This window comes from Burkholderia sp. 9120 (assembly GCF_000745015.1).
Taxonomy (GTDB): Bacteria; Pseudomonadota; Gammaproteobacteria; order Burkholderiales; family Burkholderiaceae; genus Paraburkholderia.
In genome coordinates this window covers 331071-355271 of sequence record NZ_JQNA01000001.1, presented here as the reverse complement: position 1 = coordinate 355271, position 24201 = coordinate 331071, and the positions used below count along the sequence as shown (strand labels likewise).

The window sequence follows — 24201 nt, the reverse complement described above, 5'->3', positions numbered from 1 at the left end:
CTCTATCCGCTCACTTTTGACTCCGTCCGCTGCCATGCACGACAAGATCCTGATTCTCGACTTCGGTTCGCAAGTCACCCAACTGATTGCACGTCGCGTTCGCGAAGCCAACGTGTATTCGGAAATCCATCCGTACGACGTCGATGCGTCGTTCATTCGCGACTTCGCGCCGAAGGGCGTGATTCTGTCGGGCGGCCCGAGCTCGGTCACCGAAACCGACACGCCGCGCGTGCCGCAAGCGGTGTTCGAACTCGGCGTGCCGGTGCTCGGCATTTGCTACGGCATGCAAGCCATGGCCGAGCAACTGGGCGGCAAGGTCGACAACGGCCATCTGCGTGAATTCGGTTACGCCGAAGTGCGCGCGCGCAATCATACGAGCCTGCTGGAAGGCATCAGCGACTTCACCACGCCGGAAGGTCACGGCATGCTGAAGGTCTGGATGAGCCACGGCGACAAGGTGCTGGAAATGCCGCCGGGCTTCGCGCTGATGGCATCGACGGAATCGTGCCCGATCGCGGCGATGGCCGACGAACAGCGCCATTTCTACGGCCTGCAATGGCATCCGGAAGTCACCCACACCGTGCAGGGCCGCGCAATGATCGAGCGCTTCGTGCTGCAGATCTGCGGCGCGCGGGCTGACTGGGAAATGGGCAACTATATCGACGAAGCCGTCGCCAAGATTCGCGAGCAGGTCGGCCAGGAACACGTGATCCTGGGGCTGTCGGGCGGCGTGGATTCGTCGGTGGCGGCGGCGCTGCTGCATCGCGCGATCGGCGACCAGCTGACTTGCGTGTTCGTCGACCACGGCCTGTTGCGTCTGAACGAAGCCGAGCAGGTCATGGCGCTGTTTGCCGATAACCTCGGCGTGAAGGTGATTCACGTCGACGCGAGCGAAGTGTTCCTGCGCAAGCTGACCGGCGTGACCGATCCGGAAGCGAAGCGCAAGATCATCGGCGCGGAATTCGTCGAAGTGTTCCAGACCGAAGCCGGCAAGCTGAGCGACGCGAAGTGGCTCGCGCAAGGCACGATCTATCCGGACGTGATCGAATCGGCCGGCAAGGGCAAGAAGGGTACGCATACCATCAAGAGCCACCATAACGTGGGCGGCCTGCCGGAGACGCTGAACCTGAAGCTGCTCGAACCGCTGCGCGAACTGTTCAAGGACGAAGTCCGCGTACTCGGCGTGAAGCTCGGTTTGCCGCCGTCGATGGTGTATCGCCACCCGTTCCCGGGCCCGGGTCTGGGCGTGCGGATTCTCGGCGAAGTGAAGCGCGATTTCGCGGATCTGCTGCGTCGCGCGGATGCGATTTTCATCGAGACGCTGCGTACCACGATCGACAAGGAAACCGGCAAGTCATGGTACGACCTGACGAGCCAGGCGTTCGCGGTGTTCCTGCCGGTGAAGAGCGTCGGCGTGATGGGCGACGGGCGCACTTATGAGTACGTGGTCGCGTTGCGTGCAGTGCAGACGCTGGACTTCATGACCGCGCATTGGGCGCATCTGCCGCATGAACTGCTGGGGCATGTGTCGAACCGCATTATTAATGAAGTGCGCGGGATTAACCGGGTGGTGTATGACATTTCGGGGAAACCGCCGGCAACGATCGAGTGGGAATGATTTAGACTGCTCCCAAGTCGTTCCGGGAGGTCCGGTTTTCCATGTTTTTCCCTTTAAAAACATAGGGTTATTGTCCGGTGTGGTCTGCTGTGATCCGGGCAATGCCAAATGGAAATGTCGGTATCGGTGACGGTACCGACATTTCTTCCTCGGACGGCCCTATCCGATACCGTCAAATCAGTCTGACGGTATCGGTTGACGGTATACGTTCGAGGAGTCCATATGCTCACAGACATGCAATTACGAGCGCTGAAGCCGGCTCAGAAGATCTACAAGGTTGCCGATCAGCGCGGGCTATATGCGGCAGTGACGCCTTCAGGCGCGGTGAGCTTCCGGTACGACTACCGGGTGAACGGTCGCCGGGAAACCCTGGTTATAGGCCGCTACGATCCATCACTTTCCGCACGGAAGCCGCGCAGGCCGGACGAACTCGGATTCGGAATGGCTATTAGCCTCCCGGAAGCCCGCCTTCTACGCGACCAAGCCTACGGAGCAATCCAACGCGGCGAAAGCCCGTCACGTGCGAAAGTCGAGAAACGGGTCGAGGCGACTGAAGCGCTGACGTTTGGTAGGTGGGCGGAGAAATACTTTGTGGAGACTGCTCTTGCCGACTCCACACGAGCGATGCGCAAATCGGTATACGAGCGGAATCTCGCGTCGGAATTTGGCCGGCTGAAGTTGGAAGAGATCACGCCCGCACGACTGATGGCGCGCTGCGAGAAGATCAAGGAGAGGGGCGCCGCGGCCCCTGCCGTGCAGGCGCGCGACATCGTTCTGCAGGTTTACCGTTTCGTGCAGGCGCGGGGACTGAAGGTGGACAATCCTGCGGAGGCCATCCGCCCGTCTGCCATCGCCAGCTTCAAGCCGCGCGATCGCACACTGTCGCCTGCCGAAATCCACGTGTTTTTCAGTGCATTGGAACAGACGCCGACGATGCCTACGCTGCGTCTTGCTATCAGATTCATGCTGCTCACGCTGGTGCGCAAATCCGAGTTCATTCTGGCGATGTGGGGTGAGATAGATTTCGACGCCGCAGTGTGGACAATTCCGAAGGAACGGATGAAGGCCGGTCGCCCCCACATTGTCTATTTGAGCCAACAGGCTCTGGACATTCTGGTCGCATTCAAGACGTGCTTCGGGGCGAGTTCGTACGTGCATCCCGGTCGCTATGAGACGGCCTCCCCAATAAGTATGGCGACTCTGAACCGCGTCATTGACAGCACGGTCAAGCTGATACGCGACGGCGGGGCAGATTTTGATCCTTTCACTGTGCACGATCTGCGTCGAACGGCCAGCACGCTGTTGCACGAAGCAGGGTTCAACACCGACTGGATCGAGAAATGCCTCGCTCACGAACAGCGTGGCGTGCGCGCGGTCTACAACAAGGCGGAGTATGCAGAGCAGCGGAGGACGATGCTCCAGGCATGGGCAGATATGCTGGACGGCTGGATTGCTACGAATCCAAAGGCGAGGGTCCTGGCGCTGGCAAAGCCAGCCAAGACTCGTGAGTACATGTCTTGAGCTCGAACTTCTGTGCGCTTAAGAATCCACCCGTTTGCACTCTTATCACAATGTTGACGCTGGACTGGACGGCAAGAAACAGAATTTGGTAGTGCGTCGAAAATCTCTCTTGATGAATCGGATTCCTATTTATCTTGTCAAACATCGTTTGACTCTAGGAGAGGACTCGAATGGTTGGCGTAAGCGCGAATTAGAAGGAAGATATGACTTGCCGCGCGAAGTGTATGCATTTTTTTACATAAATACATCCGGATGTTAACGGCGGTTAGAGATTGAACGGAGTAACCCAAACTCGTTCAAGTCGCTCCGGCGAGCTGCTTTTCGCGCTATCTATTTAAAAATGAGGTCGTTGCGCGTTGCGCGTTGCGCGTTGCGCGTTGCGCGTTGCGCGTTGCGCGTTGCGATTTGCTGCGGCCCCAGCAAACCCAGTTTCGACGTCGGTACCGCTGATGGGGCCGCGATCTTTCGCTCACCGACCGGACCGTTGCGGGCCGTCTAGAAGACGGGCTTGATGGGCGCTCGGCTCGACGTTTTCCACACTATTTGCACGGACGAAATCGGACAGTGCTAAGCTGAATTGTTACTTGTCGCAAAGCGATTTGTTTCATAAAGCTTTCGAACATGTCAAACGTAATATCCGAGCTGGGGTTTCTTTGCCCCAAGTGCAGTGTCCCAATGGAAGACAGTTGGGAAGTCCTCGCTGCGGGAGAGGTTCACCGCCTCACCTGCCAGTGCTGCGGCACCGAGTTCGACGGATTGATTGTCGAATGTCTCGCTTGTGGATCCGAAGACTTTATCACGAGCATCTCGGAAATCGATCCCGAGAAAATCGCTTGCTCTTCATGTGGCCATCGCAATCGCCCTAGCGGAGCCGACGATGAAGAGTCTTGTTTTTGAGCGTCGACTTAATGTCGGCGGGGAACACGTCGTGCTTACTTTGTTCAGGACAGTGCGCGGCTTTTCTCTCGAGCGACGGGTCATCGAAAGGGATCACACGGCGTCCATTCAAGTCCTTCCGATTACTGCCTTGCGGGATTTACACCGATTCGCAACTGCGGACCCTTATTCGGTAGAACTGGCTCCGTTGTATTACGAAGTTAGGCGTCACCTTGTAGAAAATCGCGTGGTCGAATAGCAAGGCGAGCGCGTGAAGGGGTTGAGGAGGGTGAGGATATGACTGGCCAACAGACGTCCCCTGAAGTAAGCAGACTTTTCGAAAAAATCATGGTCGCCAAGGACGACTCTGAATTAGCCGATTACGTAAGATCGCTCGTCACAGCGCTTGGCGGGGAGTCGTATGTGTTCGTTTCCCTCCATCCCGGTCCTACAACGGCCAGCCGCGCCACGCATCGTTTTCTCATTGGCTGCCGTCCCGAATGGTGCCAGATGTATAACGCCAATAAATGGTACATGACGGATCCATTTTTGGAGTACGCGCGAAACAACACCGAACCAATCACTGGATCGAGGATCCTCGTGGAAACGCAGGGCCAGCGCGAAATGCTCGCGGCGGCAAGCAAAAACGGCTTCAGAAGTGGGATCGTTATGCCCGTCCATACCAGCACTACAGAACGCATGGGCGTTCTGTACATCGGCTCCGACGATAGTCAGGCAGTAGGGGAAAAGAGGCTCACTGCGCAGCGCTTGTATTTCAGGGCGCTCGCCATGGAATTGCTTGATTGGTCCATCCGAACGGCGAGACGCGAGGTCCTTGAGGCGCACGGTGTTTCTGAGATGGATCTTCGTGTAGTGGGTTACCTTAAAAGTGGATTTACCGCTGAGGACATTGCTCGTGAGCTTGGCGTCTCAGTCCAGACCGTCTACGGAAATTACAAAAAAATAAAGGATAAGTTTGGGGTTTCGCACATCTCAGAAGCGGTTAAGTTCGCGGAAGTGAATGACCTTCTGGCGTAACTCGGGTGGAGCGTTTTGGCTCTCACTCACTTTTCCGATCGTCGCGGGCATCTCGTTTTCCGTCGGACGCCCGTGGGTATTTGTGGCCGTGGTCCTTTTCGTTCTTCCTGCTCTTGACGCGGCGATAGGGCGAGGCGCTCCGCGATCGCGGCAAGCCATCGAGAAGAAAGACGAAGATCAGGTACCCTGCTGGTTCGCACTCACTTGGGCCTTAGCAGTGGCAATCGGAGCGTATCGTGCGTCAAACGCGTCATGGATAAATCTGATAGGGCTTGCTGTCGCATGCGGAATGTTAGGCGCGACTGCGATGGCGCACCTGCATGAACTAACCCACCGACAAGCCAGAATATGGCAACAAATTAGTGACCTAGCATTTGTCATCGCCGGCTACCCGCATTACCGGGCTGCACACAGATTGCACCATCAACACGTTGGAAATCCGCAGTTCGGCTCGACGGCGTCATTGGGCACATCGGTCTGGCGTCATGTTGGCCGCTCCTATGCAGCGGCTCTGATAGCGTCGTTTTCTCGGCATTCCTACCCGTGCGGCAGGGTACCGCGTAGTCTTTTTCGAAATGCACTTTTCTCAATCTTGTTGCTGGTTTTGGCCGCGTTCCTGCAATGGAAGACCGCTCTTTTCTACATCGGATACGCTATTGTCAGCGTGTTTGTCGTTGAGGCCGTCGGGTACATGCAGCATTACGGATTCGACCCGGACCTTTCGCGTACCGCGATCACTTCATGGGACGTTGACTTCTGGTTGTCCAATTGCCTCTTGGTGAACAACGGATTCCACAATGCTCATCATCTGGACAGTGAAGTGTCCTTTCTGGGTCTTGCCGCGCAACGAGTCACCTTACCCGGCGGCTACTTTCAGATGCTGTTGCTGACGCTTTTCCCGCCGTTTTGGTTTTCGACAATGGACCGACGAGTAAAAGTTTTACTCAGGCGGGTTCGACGTCAGAACGTCGGTCTCTGCAACAAGGTGTCTCGCGACGTTTGCTAGGTACGTTGAGTCAAGCGTTTCGAGTCGGATCGTGATGGAATGCTCGGTATGCACATAATTTTTCTTTGTCGAACGAAGGTACGCGGGGTCATAGTAGTCCCGCATGATGCTTTCAAAGAGACCGTCGATGTCCCGACGCTCAGCCATTGATACCCACTTCTCTAGCGTCGTTCCGCTTAGGAGTCCCTTCAGATGGCTAAGTTTGGCAACCAGACCCACGGGGTCTCTCTCGAAGTGGGGATACTCGTGACGCCACATGGCGATCCTTTCGGGCATTAGGGTCTCGACGGCGAATAGACGTCCGTCATGCATTCTTTGAAACAACGCTGTCGGTAGTTGAACGCGCCCAATTCGCTTGCTTTCACTTTCAATCCACATCGGCTTTGCCAGGTCTAGACGACCTATCTCTGCAAGCAGGAGGCTGTCGAACATTTTTTGACTTGGCTGCGCCCGGCCCGGAATCGCCCCGATGATTGACCCGCGGTGCGAGGCAAGGGCCTCCAGATCGATGACCTGCGCGCCAGCCTCCCTTAACGCGAGTAGCAAGCGAGTTTTTCCGCAACCGGTGGGCCCAGAGAGCACATTGAATTGCAAATGTTTAGGGACTTCGTCAAGGGTTTGACGCACCCAGTTTCGATAACCTTTCCAGCCCGCCGGAAGCCGCTCGACCTTGTAGCCGATTGTTTCCAGTGCGTCTGCCCAAAGCTTGCTTCGCTTTCCGCCACGAAAACAATAAACGAGGATTGACATCCGCCGACTGGTCCGAAAGAACGGAAGCTCGAGGTGCCGAGCGATGTTTTTCAGGGAGTAAGCGACACCGATCTGATAGGCGCGCATAGGGTCGGTGCGGTGTGTAGTACCGACTTCTGCATACTCGTCGTCGAAGACGACCGGAAGGTTTATGGCTCCTGGCAAATGATCTTCGGCGAATTCGCGCGGGCTTCGCGCGTCGATAATCAGCTCAAACTTTTTCAGAGTATCCAAATCGTACATATTGAGCTCCGGCTACCATGGCGCGGTCGAAAAGTCAATGCAAAATGGTGCTACCCCGATCCTGGGAATGCCGGACTAAACTTTTGCTTACTGGACAGCCAATAGCTGTAACTCTCGCTTCCGGTTGGCAATATTTGCTGCACCGACGGAGGGATCGTTGAGGCTTCGCTCCCCCGTGTCCAGCGAGCGGTGTTGGAAGTCTGAGCAATGGATATTCTGTGTGGAATATAGACCGGTTTTATGTCGACCGGATCGACGCATTAGAAAGAAGTTGGACGTTGGGCGCGTGATCGCACCACGCGATGGGCCGGTGCGCGTCAACGAAAGCGATAGCCGATGCGATCGTTCCGTAGTGGTACAGAGAGGAGCCGGGGGTAAAGAGTGATGCGGCGCAATGCTGCAGGTAATGAGGACGTATCATGGATCACTCAGATAGTGCATACCAGCCGCCAGATGCTCGCGACGGAGCTGCTCCAGCATCTGACACTAACGCATTGCGGCGACGCGTTGATCAGGCCGAAGCTGATGTTCGTCGGCTAACAGAGCGGTTAAGAGGAAAGGACCGACAGTTAGCCGAAATGGGGAAGGCGCTGCTGCGCACGGTGGCTTTGCATCACGCGATCGAGGAACGGCAGGAGGGAGAGCTGGAGTCTTTGCGTGCGATGGTTCCGGCATGGAAAACCTGCCACTGCACAAGCGACGGGCCGTTGGAGCATTCCGACGGTATCACGGTTCACCTACCTTTTATTACCGAAATTCTTTCGGGAATGTTCGATGTGATGCACACTTTCTGGTCCGGTTATGACGAGAACAATCCGCCGAAATCGTCTGTGGTCGCCCATGCGATCGACCAACGATTAAACCTCAGAGCTCAACCCGATGGCGAAGCGTCGCGCAGCGGACAAACGTACGCGTCAGCGATTCGACCAGACTGGCTCAAGGAAGCCGACATGCGGCACCACGTGCGGCCGCGAACCTGACGGGGGAGCCTGACGGTATGACGGGTTTGCCCGTCGCCTGATCCCATTGCTTGAATGAGCCCTGTAGCCCGGTACTTCGCCGGCGACAACAATAGGGTTTGTCATGAGTGAAACAACACGCCATTCGCTTGCGATTCTTCGGCGCAAGCAGGTCGAACGTGAAGTGGGGCTATCGCGATCGACGATTTATCAACGCATCAAAGACGGAACTTTTCCGCGGCCCGTCCGCCTGGGTGTGCGTGCTGTGGGGTGGCGGACAGGGGACATCGATGACTTTTTGCGCGATCCCGCAGGCTACCGCTCGCCACTGGCGTCTGACAACGGTGGAGGGGAGACGACCCATGAGCAAGACTGACGGCGCACTGCGGCTCGACGAGCGTCTGCGCAACTGGGCCAATGCGGACAAGGCGTGGAGTGATGCCGCGGACGCTGCGCGCGTGGAGGCGGCGTGGCGTCGGCTTGCGTCACGTCACCAAGAATTGTTGCGCATGGCGTACGTGTGGCGCGCTGGCCGTGGTGTTATTTGCAGGCGCCTGAAAATCCCCCAACGGCCTTGGTACCGATACGAACTTGAGGTCACGCAAGCGAAAGCCGCGCTCGCTCGATTGCTGCATGAGGAAAGAGCCTGAAAATATTTTGGAATGCTGTGGAATCGCCTGGAGCGAGCTGGAAATCAGAGAGAAATTGGCCGGCGGAGAGGGCCTTGCAACGTGGATAAATCCGTCCTAAAGTTGATCTCAACAATCTGTCCCGGTCAACGTGCATAGCACGACCGAGTACGCGTTAGCGGCCCCGAAGTACTGACCTATCTGCCAATGGCGTGACTGCCTGAATCTGGAAAAAGCCTGCATTCGCAGGCTTTTTTGCGTTCTACCGCAGCGCATCTCGAGATTCCGCTTTGAACCGCGGTTTGTCTCCCGGCGTCGCGGGCGTGTTGTTCGTCGTCTCAGATACAGGTTAGTGGTTCGGCGCATCACCTGAGGCGAGTGACCGACCATGAAAACGCTTCTAATCGCCACCGAACAGGGTGGTGCCGGTAAGACGGCGATGCTATGCCAGTTCGCCCATTACCTGCATCGAGTGCGGCGCCTGCGGGTGCTTGTTATCGACGCGGCCGAGCCGCCATCCAGCACTGCCTCGCTGATGCGGGGGTGTAGGGCCGTCGTGCTGAGCGGAGAAAAGTCGATCACACAATGTGAGCAGGGAGGTGTAGAAGCGCCGGGATTCTGGGTGTTGCCGACGGGTACCGTGCCGTCGTTGACACTGGGGCTTGGCGATGACGGGGCGCGATACTACGCAAATGTCAGGCATCTGCTTTTCGTTGTGGCGAAGCTGGCGGATGTCTGCCTGATCGACAGTCCCCCCCTCCCGGATCTGCGCGCCCTTTGCATCGAATCGACGGTCGACGCAATGTTGAGTCCGATCCAACTAAATCGGGAGTCGCTTGACAGCGTCGCCGACCTGATCAATGGCCCGCACGGTGTACGGCAGATACGTGCAAAGCTGAACCCCGCACTGCAATTCGTCGGCCTTCTACCGAACATGGTGGAAGCAACATCGCTCGGACGCGAGAACGCCCGCGCCATTGAGACCCAGTTCGGCCCTTGGCTAATTGCTGATCCGGGGCGAACGGGCGGGTATCTGCAGATTCCACGCTTCGTCGCGGTCCAGAGGGCACAGGCGGAGGGTGTGCCAGTGGGGGACGTCGTCGGAAGGGAACCTACTGCGCGTAGGGCATGGCAGACCATGCTGGCTTGTTTCGCGGCGCTAACTGGGTACTTGCGTCTCGATGAAATCACCTGTGACGTGGAGGCCTGACATGCGCGCTGCTTTGACACGACACGCCGCAAGTTACCGGTCCTTCGTTGCGCTCGCGCTGGTTGCCACTTGCGCGTTTCCCTCGGCAATGGCTCATGCCGACGACTGGGGTTGCCAAGTGATTCTGTGCCTGTCGAACCCCGGTGGCCCGGAACAGTACAGCGAATGCGTGCCGCCGATCGAAAGACTATGGCGGGCGCTTCGCCACGGCGATCCATTTCCGACCTGCGGTTTCGGTGCTGACAGCTCCCAAGGGACGATTGCGACCAACACCTTTGCAAGCAGTGGTTATTGCCGTGAAGACCTGCTGTACTGGGGCGGGGCGGAGCAGAGCGAACTGCTGTGTGGCGCTTCCGGCGCGATCAATGTCGATATCGACGACCAGCTCTATGCCCGTGTCTGGTGGGGCGTAAGGGGGCCGGTGCCGACAATCACCGAATTCTATGGCGCCGGGAGTGCACAGATGTCCTACAACCCAACACAGTCTGCAGCGCTTTTTCTCCAGCAGGTGGAGCAGCAGGAGAATGGTTTCGGCGGGGGGCACTGAAAATGCCGCTCGACTTCATGACGCTTGCCCAGCAGTGCGCGCCGCAAATCGACCCTATGACAATGGCGGCGCTTGTGCGCACCGAGTCTGGATTTAACCCCTACGCGATTGGCGTCGTACGTGGCCGGCTGCAGCGGCAACCAGCGAATTTGGCCGAAGCGATCGCCACTACGCGCGCACTCGAGGCCACCGGCTGGAATTTTAGCGCAGGGCTCGCGCAGGTGAACCGCGCTAATTGGCTCGCTTACGGGTTGACGGAGCGAAACGCGTTCGAGCCCTGCCGCAACGTGGCGGTCGGCGCTGCTATTCTCCAACGTTGTTTCATGTCCGCACATCGTGCACAAGCTGATACTCAGGCAGCGCTTCGGGCAAGCCTGTCCTGCTATGAGAGCGGCGATTTTTCGACGGGATATCGCACGGGTTACGTACAACGCGTGATGAAGAACGTGCAGCAGCCCGTTCCAACGTTCCCGATCACCGTTCCTCCTATCGAGCCGATCCCGGTGTTGCCCGTCGATTCCGGAATGTCTGCTGACCCCGTCCGGCTGCATCCGGTGGCTCGCCGACCGCTGTGGCCCGATCGAGACGATGCATTGACGGGTGGGCAGGGAGGTGAACCAGACAATAGCGCAGTGGTGTTCTAATCCGCGATTCAGGTGATGGCGGGCAGTTAGCGGGCGAAAAGGAGTCAATCATGTATTTAGGATTACATAAAAAAATATCTGAGCAAGGTTCGTGGTTGCAACGTATCGTTTTGGACCGTCAGTTGGCGAGGGAACTTGCCGTATCGACCTCGACGCTACTGCTCTCGAAATCGGCGTGGGCACAACTCTCGCAAGTCAATACGCTACTGAACACAGTCCAGACGACTTTGCTCGGCGTGGGGGGCGTGATCTGCTCGATTTCCATCATCTGGGCAGGTTTCCGGATGATGTTCCAGCACGCCCGGTTCGGCGATATCGCGAACGTCTTCATCGGCGGACTCTTCGTTGGCTGTGCGACGGTGATCGCCGGCATGCTGATCCCAACAAGCTGATCGTTGGGAGTCGAATCATGAACCCTCTCAAGGATCCCGTTTTTAAGGGCTGCACCCGTCCTGCGATGCTCTGGGGCGTACCCCTTGTGCCGTTCCTGATGTTCGGCGGCGGTATGCTGATTCCGGCCATCTGGGCGCTGCTGGCGAGTCCCCCGCTGGGCGTCGCCATCCTCTTCCTGATGATTCCGGTGTTCGTCGCGATGCGTGTGATCACGCGCCATGACGACCAGCGCCTCGCTCAGTACGCGCTGCGCCTTCGGATGATGCTCCATCAGGGCAATCGCTGGTACTGGGGGGCGCATGCCTACGTGCCCGTCCGCCTGAAAAGGAGGGCGTGACATGCTCTCCGAGCCCCAGCTCGTCGCCGTGGCGAACCGCGAAGTCCCGCTTGCGGGCTACATCCCGTACTCGACGCATGTGACGGATCACGTCATCAAAACACGCGAGGGCGACTACCTGCAGATCTGGAGGATCGCCGGCATCGCGTTCGAGGCAGCCGATCCGGCCAACATCCTCGCGCGACACGACGGATTCAACCAGCTCGTACGCGGGCTCGCTGGCGGCCACGTAGCGCTCTGGTCACACCGCTTGCGCCGGCGTGTGTCGGATCACTTCGCGATGCCCTACGGCAACCGCTTCTGCCAGGAACTCGCGACGCGTTATTACGCGAGCTTTTCCGGCTATCGCATGATGGCCAACGAACTGTATCTGACGCTTGTCTACCGGCCGAACCGCACGAAACTTGGTCGCGTCTTCAGCCGTGCCGTGCGCCGCACGCGCGAGGATATCCGACGCGATCAGCACGACGCGCTGAAGGTGATCGCGGAACTGGCCGCCCAGGTCGAATCGAGTCTAAAGCCCTACGATCCGGTCGCGCTCGGCGTTTATGCAAGACAGAGCAGCGATACCAGGCGCCCGCGCCGATATTCATCGACCCTGGAACTGCTTGGCTATCTGGTGAACGCTGCATGGGAGCCCGAGCCGGTCCCGACTGGCACAATCCGTGAGGGGCTGCCAACTTCGCGTCTCTTTGTGGGGGCCGAGAAGATCGAGATCCGCATGCCGGCCGCGACCCGCTTTGCCGCGATGCTCGACCTGAAGGACTACCCGGAAGACACAGAGCCCGGAATGATCAACGGCTTGCTGTACGGCGACTTTGAGTACATCGAGACACAGAGCTTCACCATCCTCGACAAGCCGAGCGCGAAAGAGGCATTGGAGCGGCGGCGCAACCAGTTGATTGCCGGCGAGGATGTTGCTGTGTCCCAGGTTGACGCGATGGAACAGGCGCTCAACGACCTGATCAACGGAGATTTCGTCCTGGGCGAATACCACTATTCGCTCGCAGTGCTCGGCGACACGTCGGACGAAGTCTCCAAAAGCGTGGCGAAGGCGCGTACGCAACTGGCCGATGCGGGTTTCCAGACGGCACTCATCGATCTCGTTGCGGACGCGGCGTGGTTCGCGCAACTCCCGGGCAACTGGCGTTACAGGCCGCGTGAGGCCAAGCTCACGTCGCGGAACTTCTGCGGACTGGCATGCCTGCATAACTTCGCGACCGGCAAGCGTGATGGTAATCCGTGGGGTGAGGCGATCACGATCGTCAAGACGCCTAGCGGCCAGCCACTTTATCTGAATTTCCACGTCACGCCCGACAAGAAGCACTCCCTCGACGAGAAGGCGCTCGCCAACACCCAGATTATCGGTCAGGCCGGCGCGGGCAAGACGGTGCTTGAGCTGTTCCTACTCGCGATGGCGATGAAATACGGCATCACCGCCGTGCTGTATGACAAGGATCGCGGTACCGAGATTGCGGTCCGCGCGATGGGCGGCGTGTACACCGTGTTCCGCCGCGGGGAGCCGACTGGTTTGAACCCGTTCCAGATGGAACCAACCGAGGCTGTGCTCGACTTCTTGGAAAGGCTCGTGCGCAAGCTCGTCGATATCGGCGTGCCGCTACCCGCGAGGGACGAACTCGATATCTCGCGCGCCGTACGGGAAGTTGCCCGCATGGACAAGCCGCTGCGGAGGCTTTCCATGGTGCGGCAACTTCTGCCGAACGTGGGCGAGAACAGCCTGCATGCGCGCCTCGCCAAATGGTGCGCGGGCGGGCGCCTCGGCTGGGTATTCGATAACCCGACCGACCGTATTGATTTCGCATGCTCGGGACTGTTCGGGTTCGACGATACCGAGTTGCTTGACGATGCGGAGGTCTCGACGCCGGTCACGATGTATCTGCTGCACTTGACCGAAAGTCTGATCGACGGCCGGCGCTTCATCTACGTGATGACCGAATTCTGGAAGCGTCTCTCCGATCCCGTTTTCACCGATTTTGCGAAGAACAAGCAGAAGACGATCCGCAAGCAGAACGGGCTCGGGATTTTCGATACGCAATCGCCTGCGGATGTGCTGCACAGCGAGATCGCCAGTGCGCTGATCGAGCAGAGCGCAACTTTCTTCTTCCTGCCGAATCCACGAGCCGATTACGACGATTATGTGCGTGGTTTCAAGCTGACCGAGGCCGAATTCAACATCGTGCGCAATCTTGGCGAGAACAGTCGGCTGTTCCTGGTCAAGCAGGGCCATGGCTCGGCCATTGGACGCCTTGATCTATCCGACCTCGGAGATGTACTCGACGTGCTGTCGGGAACGACCGACAACGTGGAGTTGCTCGACACGATCCGCGAGCAGGTGGGCGATGCACCGGACGACTGGTTGCCGGTCTTCCACGAGCAGCTCGCCCGGCGGCGCGCGGCGGATGGCAGGCTGCGCTTGCCATTTCCTCCCGGAGCGGGAGGTGTGCGATGAGCGGTCTCTTTACCGCTGTCGGTGGCACGCTCGAAAACGGTATGTCCACCTACATCACGAACGTGTCATCGGACTTGTCCAGTGCGCTTGTGCCCATCGTGACTACGTCCGTTACGATCTGGGTCGTTGCCTATGGTCTGGCAGTGGTGCGGGGCGAAGCTCACGAAGCTGTCCCGGCGTTTGCCTGGCGGGGGCTAAAGGTCGCCATCACGCTCGCGTTCGCGTTGAACGCCGGCATCTACCAGCAGCAGGTCGTAACGGCGATCAACGGTGCGACGGCCGGGCTCGCCCAGACGATCCAGAACGCGGCTAATACGTCGGGCGGCGGCAATTCAGGATGCGGGTCGGTCAATGGCGGCAGCGCGACAGGTCAGAGCGCGACCAGTATCTACCAGACGCTCGACTGCTACGACCAGCAGATCGACCTAGTGATGGACGCCTACTTCGACAAGGCGACGCACGAGGGGATCAGTGTCAGCGGACTCGCCGCCGCCATCGGTGATTTCCTCTGCGGGATCATCGCCGCACTCGGCGGTTCGATCTTCCTCATCGTCCTTGCTTTCGAAGTGGCGATGGCGAGGATGCTGCTCGATCTCGTGCTTGGGCTTGGTCCTATTTTCATTGCCTGCGCCGCATTTGCGCCAACTGCGCGCTTCTTCGAAGCGTGGACCGCGAAGGTTGCCAATTACGCCTTGTTGCAGGTGCTCGTCGCTGCCTTTCTCGGGATGGCGCTCACGGCATTTTCTGCCGATCTAACTCCCCTCAATGTCACTAGTGCGTCCCCGGGCGCAGACCCATCGGCTGTGATGCGAGGCATTACCGCTGCTCTCAACGATGCCGCGGCGGGCGCTGCAGCGATCGGCCTGTTCGCAACCGGGGTCTTTCTCGCGATGGTCGGCTGGCAGTTGCCATCGGTTGCATCGGGACTTTCCGGTGGTGCCACGTTGTCCGGGTTTGGTGCGTTCGTGGCGGGTTTTGCCGCACGACGTGTAGCCAGCGCACTCGCGCAGGCATTCTCTCGCAGCGGTGGCGGCTCATCGCCTGGCGGAAAGATTCGCAACCGTACCGGCTCAGGTGATGGCAGCAGCGGATCAGGCGGAGGGGCTTCGGCGAGCGGCCCGATGCCCGCTTACCAGCGCGTAGCGCGGGCGAATCTGGGTCGGCAGGGCGAATGAATGTGAGGTGATGACCATGACAGGACGAACCAGATTGGCGGCGGCCGCGATCGTGTGGGTGGCGCTCTGTTCCGGCGCTCATGCACAGGGCATTCCGGTGTTCGACGCGCAGAACGTGGTGCAGGCTATCGCGACGGTTGCCCGGCTTGAGCAGGAAGTACAGCAGGAAATCCAGATCTATCAGTCGACGGTCGGCACGCGTGGCTTCGGTGCGCTACTGGGCAATCCAGTCGTCGCCAGCTCGCTGCCGTCGAACTGGCAGAGCGTCTATACGGCGATCCAGAACGGTGGCTACGCGGGCTTGACGGGCAGCGCCCAGGCGTTGCGCTCGGCGAGCCAGCTCTACAACTGCCAGGACCAGACCGGCATTGACCAGCAGGTGTGCCAGCGTACGCTGAACAAGCCGTTTCAGGACAAGGCGTTCGGCCTTCAGGCGTACCAGACCGAACTGCATGAGCTGAATCAGATCCAGAGCCTGATGCAGCAGATCGACGTGACGCAGGATCCCAAGGGAGTGGCCGAATTGCAGGCGCGCATTCAGGCCGAGACCACGACAGTCGGCAACGAGATGACGAAGCTGCAACTCTTCCGGATGCTGGCCGATTCCGAGGACAAGCTTGTGGCCGAGCAACAGAGTGAACTGACGCTGAGCCGGGCTGGCAACACGGCCCGATTGCAGGACCAGATGGTGCCGGCTTCGTTCGGGAACTGAGGAGGATGCCTTGCGTGCGCTTGCCTCCATCGTCCTCACGGGTTGCCTAGCCTGGAGTCTGGCCGCCTGCAGCAGTGGGCCGTCGAAACTCGTGTTGCCGGACGGTCTGCACCGCGTGCCTGTCAATCGCATTCTGCCGGTGCCTGAAGCGCCAACTTCTGTGCTTCCGGCATCTGCAGCGTCGGCTTCCGAATATCTTCCCGCGTCGTCGGGCGCAGGAGCCCGATCATGAGCGCGCCGCACGACTATGGACGCGTGCTCGACATCGAGGCATCGCTGACCCACCTGCAGGAGCGATCCGAGCGGCGCGCGTGGCATGTCGCCTATGCGGCGCTTGCTGTCGCCGTACTGAGTGCCGTAGCGCTTGCGCTCATGGTGCCGTTCTATCGCGTCGTGCCGCTACCGATTGAGGTCGATCGCCTGACCGGCGAATCCCAGGTGATCGACGTACTCGATGCCCGCCACGTACACACGAAGGATATCCAAGATAAGCACTGGGTCGAGGCATATGTGCGTTCGCGCGAGCGGTACGACTGGGGGTTGCTGCAGATGGATTACGACAGCGTGCTCGTCATGAGCGATGACGTGGTTGCGCGCGACTATCGCAGCATCTATGGCGGTCCGGATTCACTGGACCGGCAACTGGGGCCTGGCACCGAGCGGCGCATCCGCATTCTCTCGACCACGTTGCCGCCCGACGAACCCGGACACGCCGTCGTGCATATCGAGCGTACGTCCTTCAGGAATGGGGTGGCGAACGCGGAACCGACGCAACGCTTCGTGATCACGATCGCCTACACCTACCGGCCACCCGTTTTCACGCGCGATAGCGTCGCGATCGCCAATCCGTTCGGTTTCAAGGTGACAGCCTACAGCCGTGATCCCGAATATACGCCTCCGGCTGCCTCTCCAGCTTCGGCCTCGACGGCGGGTGGCACCCCATGAAAGCGCTCGCTCCTGGTGTCGCGCTGGTGGGCATGCTGCTCACTTACATCGCGAGCGCTGCCGATTTGCCGGGCTGGTTCGGCGATTCGCGCGTGCGGCAGGTGGTGTACGAGCCGGACGATGTCGTGCGTATTCAGGCACAGCGGGGCATTGCCACGCATATCGCGCTCGACCCGCACGAACAGATCCAGGTGGTAGCACCCGGCGATCGAGACGGCTGGCAGGTTGTGGCGAACAAAGGCGATCACGATGTGTACCTGAAACCGCAACTCGCTGCGCACGATTCGAATCTGGAAATCCGTACCGACCGCCGCAGCTACAGCTTCGATCTTGTGGTGTTGCCGCTCAAGGCGAAGTTCGGCAACCACGACGTGATGTACCGGGTGACCTTCACCTATCCGGATGAAGTGAAGGCGCTGGCACGCGCGAACACGGAGGCTGCGCTGGTTGAGCAACTCCTCGCGCAGCCGCCGGTGGTGCGCAACGCCCACTACTCGATGGAGGTGATACCGCACTCCGACGACATTGCGCCAACGGCGGCTTGGGATGACGGACGGTTCACCTACCTCCGTATCCCGAACAACCGGCGGATGCCGGCGGTTTTCCGGGTGGCCGATGACGGTACGGAGAGCGTTGTGGACAAACACGTGCAGGGCGACACGATCGTCGTGCACGAGGTTGCGAAGCGCTTCGTGCTGCGGCTCGGGAACGAAGTCGTCGGAATCTGGAACGAAGCTTACGACATGGATGGCGTCCCGCCCCATGACGGCGCGACTGCCGGCGGCGTAAAGCGCGTCTTGCGGAGTCACGGCGATGAATGACGATACGCCTCGCAATACGATCGAGCCCGATGGCCCGTCAGATCGTGCGCAGTCCGGGCGGGAAGGGGGCGGTACCGATTCGCCGGGAATGTTCTTGGATCGCGGCATGCCGGCGCTGGGCCAGTACCGCAGAGGTCGCCCGCGTGCCTGGTTGCTGACGCCGATTGTGATCGTTCTCATGGTCGGTGCCGGCGCGGTGTGGACCGTGCATGGCTTCCTTGCGCGTCACGACGCAGATGCGAAGTCGCGCCGTGATGCGGTGGCCGATACTTCGACCTTGGGGCGTGTGTTCAAGGATGGTCCCGCTCCAGCGGTGGGTGTGGTCGCCGCCGCGCCACTTGCCGCAAGCGCCATTGCCGTGCGCCCCGTACAGGTTCCGGGGCCGGGCACAGCATCGGAGCCGGTCGGCGCCGTGCACATTGGGGCGCGCCGCAGCTATTACGATGCGCCGTTGCTCGCAGTGGGCGGCGCGGGCAGTCAGGACACGGCGGCGGCCGAGGTTTCGGGTGTTGCGTCGTCGGGCATGGCCGCTGTGTCTGGTGGAATCGCGCCGTCAGGACAGAGGCTGGCTCAGGCAGGCGGGGCATTAGAGCAGGCGCTGTCGCCGACCGTCACACCACGCGTGCGCGCTGGGATGCTGGGGAATCGCAGTCTCATGCTCGCTCAGGGCGCCAAGATCGATTGTGCGGGAGATACGGCGTTCGATTCCACCGATGCGGGTATGTCTACCTGCACGGTGACGAAGAACGTATATTCCGACGATGGCCGGGTCGTGCTGATCGAACGAGGCTCGCAGATCAACAGCGAGTACCACTCGAACCTTTCGCCGGGCCAGAAGCGGGTCTTCGTGTTATCAGCACTGGTCAAGACCCCGAACGGCGTGACGGTCGAGATCGATTCGCCGGTAGCCGATGCGCTTGGGCGCATGGGCATCGATGGCTTTGTCGACAATCATTGGAGGCCGCGCGTCGGTGCCGCGCTGATGCTTGGCATCACTCAAGATGCGATCGGCTATCTAGCCACGCGCGGCGGGAACAGCAACGGGTCGGTTGTCTACGCGAATACGCAGCAGCAGGGCAATGACATGGCCACGCGCGTACTCGACAGCACGATCAACATCCCGCCGACGCTGACCAAGAACCAGGGTGCGGAGTTCACGATCGTGATCGCGCGCGATCTGGATTTCGGGTCGGTCTATGCGCTGCAGCCGGAGTTCGCACCGTGAATGCCTGTACGGACAGACCGGATCAGGCAGATGACGCCGTGCTGGCGCGTCTGCCCGACAATGCGTCGGTGCTGGAACTGATGCGGCCGTTCGCGCCGCTGCTCGACGACGCGGATGTGACCGAACTCGTCATCAACCGGCCGCAGCGCGTGCTGGTCGAGACACATCGCGGCTGGCATTGTCACGATTATCGCGAGCTCGATTTCGAACGCCTGATGTCGTTTGCGGTGGCGGTGGCCACGCTCACGAATCAAGAGGTTTCGCCTCTGCATCCCGTGCTCTCGGCGCTGCTGCCGGGCGACGCACGGATCCAGATTGTAGTGCCACCGGTTGTGCCGCCGCGCACCGTTTCGATCACAATCCGTCGGCCGTCCGCGGACGAAAAGACCATCGACACGTACCGTGACGAGGGACTGTTCGACGAAACGGTATGGCATCGCCCAAACGGCCTCGACGCAGCGTTGCCCTTGCTGCGGCCTGGGGATAGCAGACTCGTGCAGTGCCTGGAGGCGCGGGATTGGGGAGCATTTTTTGAACTGGCCGTCACCGGGCGGCTGAATATCGTGATCGTTGGTAACACGGGTTGTGGCAAGACCAGTTTCATAAAGACTCTTTCCCGCTTTATCCCGCGGACCGAACGGATCGTGACGATCGAGGATGTCCGGGAGCTTTTTATCCGGCACATCGAAAACTGTGTGCACCTGCTGTACAGCAAGGGCGGTCAAGGTCAGGCGCGCGTCACGCCGGCCGATCTGATCGCGAGCGCGATGCGCATGCGCCCGGATCGCGTGCTGCTGGCTGAGCTGCGCGGCGCTGAAGCCTACGACTTCCTCAAGCTTCTGACGACAGGACACACCGGCTCGATTACAAGCTATCACGCGTCGAATGCGACGGTCGCGATTGAGCGCTTTGCACTGATGGCGAAGGAACACCCCGAGGCTGCCGCCTACGACGATGCCGCGCTGAAGCGTTTGCTTTTTCTCACCATCGATATCGTCGCGCACATGGAAGCGCAGCCGATTTTCAGCGGGGCAGGTGAGCAGACCGGCAAGCGTTGGGGCATGACCGAAATTTGGTTCGATCCAGTTCGCAGGGTCCGGACGGCGTTTGCGTAGGAGAGAACGGTCATGATGAAGCTATCTCTTTTCGTGTCCCATCAAGTGCGACCGGCCGTCATCACGGTGTCCGTGCTGGCAATGCTCTTGGGAGGCTTCGGAGTCGCTCTCTGGCTGGCATCGTTCTTCCTGTACGCGAGCTTGCGGATCAATCCCTTGCATGCTGGCCTGTGGGGGTGGCTCGACGCGGCAATCGCGAGGCACGACGGTCTGATGCCGAACGACGGCCGGCGATTGGCCGGTGCGGCGCTCTTCGGCGTTTTGCTGGCGTTCGGTGGGCCTGTATGCCCTGTGGGAGCGGTCTGGCCAGCGACGCCTCTATGGCAGTGCGCGGTTTGCCAGCGACGCGGAAATCCGCGATGCGGGGCTGCTATGAGCACACTCGCAAGCATGGATTCGACACCTGCCATTGTTGTTGGTGTTTGGCGTGGACGTTATCTGCGATTCACCGGTCAGCAGTTCGTCCTGCTGGCGGCGCCCGCGCGCTCGGGCAAGGGCGTTGGCATTGTGATCCCGAATCTGCTCAGTTTCCCCGATTCGGTGGTGGTGCTCGACGTCAAGCAGGAAAACTACGCTATCACCGCAGGTTTCAGGCATGCGTACGGGCAGGACGTCTATCTGTTCAACCCGTTCGCGGAAGATGGTCGCACGCATCGGTACAACCCGCTGTCGGCGATCTCGGATGGATTGTTCCGCGTTGGTGAAATTCTCGCGATTGGTTACGCCCTCTATCCGCCTGGTGGACACGACGATTTCTGGAAAGATCAGGCGAGGAACCTCTTCCTTGGCATCGTGCTGTTGCTGTGCGAGTGGCGTGATGCGCGCCGCGCTGGCAAGGGAGCGTCGACTCTGGACTATCCGGTCACGATGGGGGAGGTGTTGCGGCAATCTTCGGGCAGTGGCATGCCAGTGAAAGCCTACCTTCAGCGGGCACTCGTTCAGCATCGTAGTCTGCTGACTGGACCGTGTGTCGATGCGCTGAACCGTTTTCTCTCGAACGACGATAAGGTACTGGCCAGCATTCTCGCGACCTTCAATGCGCCGCTGACGATCTGGGCCAATCCCATCGTCGACGCGGCGACGAGCGCCAACGACTTCGATCTGCGTGATGTGCGAAAACGCCGCATGTCGGTCTATATCGGGATCACGCCAGACCATTTGTCTGAGGCTGCGCTGCTCGTAAATCTCGTGTTCTCGCAACTCGTCAATCTCAATACGAAACAGTTGCCCGAGGCCGATCCTACGTTGAAATTCCAGTGCTTGGTACTGCTTGATGAAATGACGGCGATCGGGAAAATCCACATCATCGCGCGGGCAGTTGCCTACATGTCGGGCTATAACTTGCGCCTGCTGTCTATCGTTCAGTCGATCGCGCAACTCGAATCTGTCTACGGCCGGGCCGATGCGCGCACCTTCATCACTAATCACGCGATGCAGATTCTCTACGCGCCGCGTGAGCAGAAGGATGCGAACGACTATTCCGAGATTCTCGGCACGTTTACTGACCGGTCACGCAGCGTCAGCCGTTCGAACGCGATCTTCGGTGGTCGCGGTGGATCGAGCGAAAGCGTGTCCGAGCAGCGCCGGCCACTCCTGCTGCCGCAGGAACTGAAGGAGCTGGGGCGCGAAAAGGAAATCATCGTACTCGAAAACACCAAGCCGATCCTGGCGGACAAGATTTGCTACTGGCGCGATCCCGAATTTGTGTCGCGCGTGATGGCGGCACCCTCGGTGCCGGTCATGAATCTGGCGCGCTTCAGCGTCGTGGTCGAACGACGGCTGCGCGACTTGCGGACAGACGAAATCGATCCGGACGGGACGGGGCTCATCAATCCGGCCGCCGAGTATCTGGAAGTGTTGCAGGCATGGGATCCTCGCGATCTCCCACCGAGCCTTGCCGACATCAGTGAAGACGACGCCATGGCGTATGTGGAGCGGCATTTTATGCTGCTTGGGGTGCCCGCCGAAAGGGTCCAGAGGGCGACCCGCCGCCTGTCCGTTGCCGATCTCGATGCGGCGGAGCTTTCCCCGGCTGAACCATCACGATCCCGCCGGACGTCTGCGCGGGGTATGCCCTTGCACGTTGCGCCGATCCAGGGAGGTGGTCGATGAACACACCACATGTAGACGAGGCTGCGCGCGCACGCGCAGCGCTGGCGGTGATTCCTGCCGACGATTACGGGACGTGGGTGGACATGGCGTTCGCGCTCAAGCAAGGATTCGGCGACGAGGGCTTCGAGATATGGTATGAGTGGAGCCGCACCGCGGGTAACTATAGCGAACGCGCGGCCCGTACCACGTGGCGCTCAGCCGATGCGTCGGGTGGCAAGACCCTTGCCTCGTTGTTCTGGCTTGCGCGCCAGCACGGTTTCGATCTGAAGCGTTCGCAGTACCCGGACCGGATGGCAACTGCGCCTGTGCCTTCCTCTGAGGTGCTCGAGCGCCGCACGCGCGAGGAAGAACGGAAGCAGGCCCGTCATGCCGCGGTGGCCCGCGAGGCCGACGCACTCTGGCAGTGGTCGCGTCCAGTGGGGCCGCAGCATCCTTACTTGACGCGCAAGCGCCTGGATCCGGTCGAGACCTTACGTGAACTGGATGCGCAGGAGCTGCGCTCGCTTCTTGGATACGCGCCAATGAGCGAGGAAGAGCCGCTTGTGGGGCGCGTCCTGATTGTGCCGGTCTGGATCGATGCGATCTCCACGCTTGAGCTGATCGACGAGCTTGGCCGGAAATCATCGTTGGCGGGGGGCGTGAAGAAGGGTGGGTACTGGATGGCCGAATCGGCGCCGACACCGGAAGAGGCATCCGGACCGATCCTGATCGGTGAGGGCATGGCGACGGCTTTATCCACATACCGTGCGACGGGCTGGTTTGCAGCAGCTGCACTCTCGAGTGGGAATCTGGGCCAAGTGGCCGCCGCCTTGCGTGAGCGGTATCGCGATAACGATCTGATTGTACTTGCCGAGTTGGGGCAGGGCGAAGCGGAGGCCCGGAGGGCGGCACAAGGCGCAATGGCGCATCTGGCCTTGCCAGTCTTTGCCAAAGACGCGCGTGTCGACGGCAAGGTGCCGAACGATTTCTGCGACATGGCGGTGCTGTCGGGGTTCGATGTCGTGGGCGACTATCTCCGTGAAGTGGCCTTTCGGTCCCTCGGGAGAGCGAACAGATTGCGGGATATGGATGTCATGTCCCACGTGCAAGTGCGTGAGATGGATGAACGAAATGAGGAGGGAGAAATGAGTCGCTCTAGACAGAACTCTGTGGACGACACCGAAGGCAATCAGCGTCATCAGTCATCGGAGCGGAGCGTGCCGAAACATGCGGTGCCCGAATCTGATGCAGCGGCTGCGTCTGATGGGTCGACTGCTCCGGTCGTTCCCGCAGCCACTCTGCCACGGTTTGCGCCGACGCGTGCGCCGGTCGGCGAGCCATTGTTTGGATTGGGTGACGTTCCTGAAGAGACGAAGGCACTGGCCGGGCAACGGTTCGGCATACCGCTCAGGATGGCAACACCGCGCGAGAACGGCGGCCCGTACCGCGGTGAAGTGTTCAATACCGAGCACTACTTGATCCAGGAGGTCGCGACGCGCAGCGTCGTGTTCCACCGGAAGGACCAGATGGAGTTCATCTCCGAGCGTCTGAAATGGATGGACGGGAACGCACGGTTGAACGGCTCCGAGGTACAGGTCGGGTATGACGGCGATCGATCGAAGGTTTATCCGTGGGATCGCGCACGCGATCTGCTGGAACGGACGGTCGGTTCGCTGAAGAAGTCCGCACATGAACTAAATTTCAGTCCGAATCTCGAGACGATGCTCGATCAACTGCAGGCGAGATCGTGGGCACGGATTAGAGAGGCACGCGCCGCCGCACTGGAGAAATCGAAGCAACACACATCGTCGCCTGAGCCGGCTGCAAACCCCGATCGATAGCGTATCGCGGTCGCGGTGCTCTTTGCAAAATCTGC

22 protein-coding genes and 1 pseudogene are annotated in these 24201 nt (G+C 59.9%); 22 read left to right on the top strand and 1 reads right to left on the bottom strand.

The features are described from left to right. The first annotated feature begins 34 nt into the window (after positions 1-34). From guaA to FA94_RS37670, 4 genes are all read left to right on the top strand, one after another. Complete coding sequence (guaA, locus tag FA94_RS01525) at positions 35-1618, top strand: glutamine-hydrolyzing GMP synthase (RefSeq protein ID WP_035546158.1); 1584 nt, start codon at positions 35-37, stop codon at positions 1616-1618. A gap of 222 nt (positions 1619-1840) precedes the next feature. Next, entirely contained in the window at positions 1841-3139 is a 1299-nt protein-coding gene (locus FA94_RS01520) for a tyrosine-type recombinase/integrase (protein ID WP_035546156.1), read from the top strand. Positions 3140-4312: 1173 nt separating this feature from the next. Further along, entirely contained in the window at positions 4313-5053 is a 741-nt protein-coding gene (locus tag FA94_RS01515; protein ID WP_051980280.1) for a helix-turn-helix transcriptional regulator, read from the top strand. Further along, positions 5037-6059: a fatty acid desaturase gene (locus tag FA94_RS37670; RefSeq protein ID WP_081935635.1), complete on the top strand. Its 1023-nt coding sequence runs from the start codon at positions 5037-5039 to the stop codon at positions 6057-6059. The genes FA94_RS01515 and FA94_RS37670 overlap by 17 nt, the downstream gene beginning before the upstream one ends. On the opposite strand, the gene mnmH is transcribed toward FA94_RS37670, so the two are convergent. Beyond that, complete coding sequence (mnmH, locus tag FA94_RS01510; protein ID WP_035546154.1) at positions 5994-7052, bottom strand: tRNA 2-selenouridine(34) synthase MnmH; 1059 nt, start codon at positions 7050-7052, stop codon at positions 5994-5996. The two genes, FA94_RS37670 and mnmH, sit on opposite strands and share 66 nt — an antisense overlap. Before the next feature lie 419 nt (positions 7053-7471). On the opposite strand from mnmH, the gene FA94_RS01505 reads away from it, so the two are divergent. From FA94_RS01505 to FA94_RS01425, 18 genes and pseudogenes are all read left to right on the top strand, one after another. After that, positions 7472-8032, top strand: a complete 561-nt coding sequence (locus tag FA94_RS01505) for a hypothetical protein (RefSeq protein WP_035546150.1) — start codon at positions 7472-7474, stop codon at positions 8030-8032. Positions 8033-8135: 103 nt separating this feature from the next. Further along, entirely contained in the window at positions 8136-8387 is a 252-nt protein-coding gene (locus FA94_RS37665; protein WP_035546148.1) for a helix-turn-helix transcriptional regulator, read from the top strand. Continuing rightward, positions 8374-8661: a hypothetical protein gene (locus tag FA94_RS01495; RefSeq protein WP_035546147.1), complete on the top strand. Its 288-nt coding sequence runs from the start codon at positions 8374-8376 to the stop codon at positions 8659-8661. Before FA94_RS37665 ends, FA94_RS01495 begins: the two co-directional genes overlap by 14 nt. Positions 8662-9028: 367 nt before the next feature. Next, on the top strand, positions 9029-9850 hold the full coding sequence (locus FA94_RS01490) for a ParA family protein (RefSeq protein ID WP_051980276.1): 822 nt from the start codon (positions 9029-9031) through the stop codon (positions 9848-9850). Position 9851: 1 nt separating this feature from the next. Next, positions 9852-10397, top strand: coding sequence for a hypothetical protein (locus tag FA94_RS01485; RefSeq protein ID WP_051980275.1), 546 nt, complete (start codon positions 9852-9854; stop codon positions 10395-10397). Positions 10398-10399: 2 nt separating this feature from the next. Continuing rightward, positions 10400-11041 (top strand): lytic transglycosylase domain-containing protein, encoded by a 642-nt coding sequence (locus tag FA94_RS01480; protein ID WP_035546144.1) that lies wholly within the window; start codon positions 10400-10402, stop codon positions 11039-11041. Positions 11042-11091: 50 nt separating this feature from the next. Further along, a complete protein-coding gene (locus FA94_RS01475) occupies positions 11092-11433 on the top strand; it encodes a TrbC/VirB2 family protein (RefSeq protein ID WP_035546142.1) in 342 nt (113 codons plus the stop codon). Between the two features lie 17 nt (positions 11434-11450). Next, complete coding sequence (locus tag FA94_RS01470; RefSeq protein WP_035546140.1) at positions 11451-11771, top strand: VirB3 family type IV secretion system protein; 321 nt, start codon at positions 11451-11453, stop codon at positions 11769-11771. A 1-nt stretch (position 11772) separates the two neighbouring features. Beyond that, positions 11773-14241, top strand: a complete 2469-nt coding sequence (locus FA94_RS01465; RefSeq protein WP_035546138.1) for a VirB4 family type IV secretion/conjugal transfer ATPase — start codon at positions 11773-11775, stop codon at positions 14239-14241. Next, complete coding sequence (locus FA94_RS01460; protein ID WP_035546136.1) at positions 14238-15416, top strand: TrbL/VirB6 family protein; 1179 nt, start codon at positions 14238-14240, stop codon at positions 15414-15416. Before FA94_RS01465 ends, FA94_RS01460 begins: the two co-directional genes overlap by 4 nt. Positions 15417-15432: 16 nt before the next feature. Next, complete coding sequence (gene virB5 / locus FA94_RS01455; protein ID WP_035549039.1) at positions 15433-16128, top strand: P-type DNA transfer protein VirB5; 696 nt, start codon at positions 15433-15435, stop codon at positions 16126-16128. A 228-nt stretch (positions 16129-16356) separates the two neighbouring features. Then, positions 16357-17073, top strand: coding sequence for a VirB8 family type IV secretion system protein (locus FA94_RS01450; protein WP_035546134.1), 717 nt, complete (start codon positions 16357-16359; stop codon positions 17071-17073). Next, a complete protein-coding gene (locus FA94_RS01445) occupies positions 17070-17894 on the top strand; it encodes a TrbG/VirB9 family P-type conjugative transfer protein (protein WP_035546133.1) in 825 nt (274 codons plus the stop codon). Before FA94_RS01450 ends, FA94_RS01445 begins: the two co-directional genes overlap by 4 nt. After that, positions 17887-19119 (top strand): type IV secretion system protein VirB10, encoded by a 1233-nt coding sequence (gene virB10, locus FA94_RS01440; RefSeq protein ID WP_035546131.1) that lies wholly within the window; start codon positions 17887-17889, stop codon positions 19117-19119. Before FA94_RS01445 ends, virB10 begins: the two co-directional genes overlap by 8 nt. Continuing rightward, positions 19116-20234 carry a P-type DNA transfer ATPase VirB11 gene (gene virB11, locus FA94_RS01435; protein WP_035546129.1) on the top strand — a complete coding sequence of 373 codons (1119 nt, stop codon included), beginning with the start codon at positions 19116-19118 and terminating at the stop codon, positions 20232-20234. The genes virB10 and virB11 overlap by 4 nt, the downstream gene beginning before the upstream one ends. Positions 20235-20315: 81 nt before the next feature. Continuing rightward, positions 20316-20610 (top strand): annotated as a pseudogene (locus tag FA94_RS37660) (hypothetical protein). Further along, positions 20607-22346 (top strand): type IV secretory system conjugative DNA transfer family protein, encoded by a 1740-nt coding sequence (locus tag FA94_RS01430; protein ID WP_051980273.1) that lies wholly within the window; start codon positions 20607-20609, stop codon positions 22344-22346. Before FA94_RS37660 ends, FA94_RS01430 begins: the two are co-directional and overlap by 4 nt. Further along, positions 22343-24166: a PriCT-2 domain-containing protein gene (locus FA94_RS01425; RefSeq protein ID WP_035546126.1), complete on the top strand. Its 1824-nt coding sequence runs from the start codon at positions 22343-22345 to the stop codon at positions 24164-24166. Before FA94_RS01430 ends, FA94_RS01425 begins: the two co-directional genes overlap by 4 nt. Positions 24167-24201 lie beyond the last annotated feature (35 nt).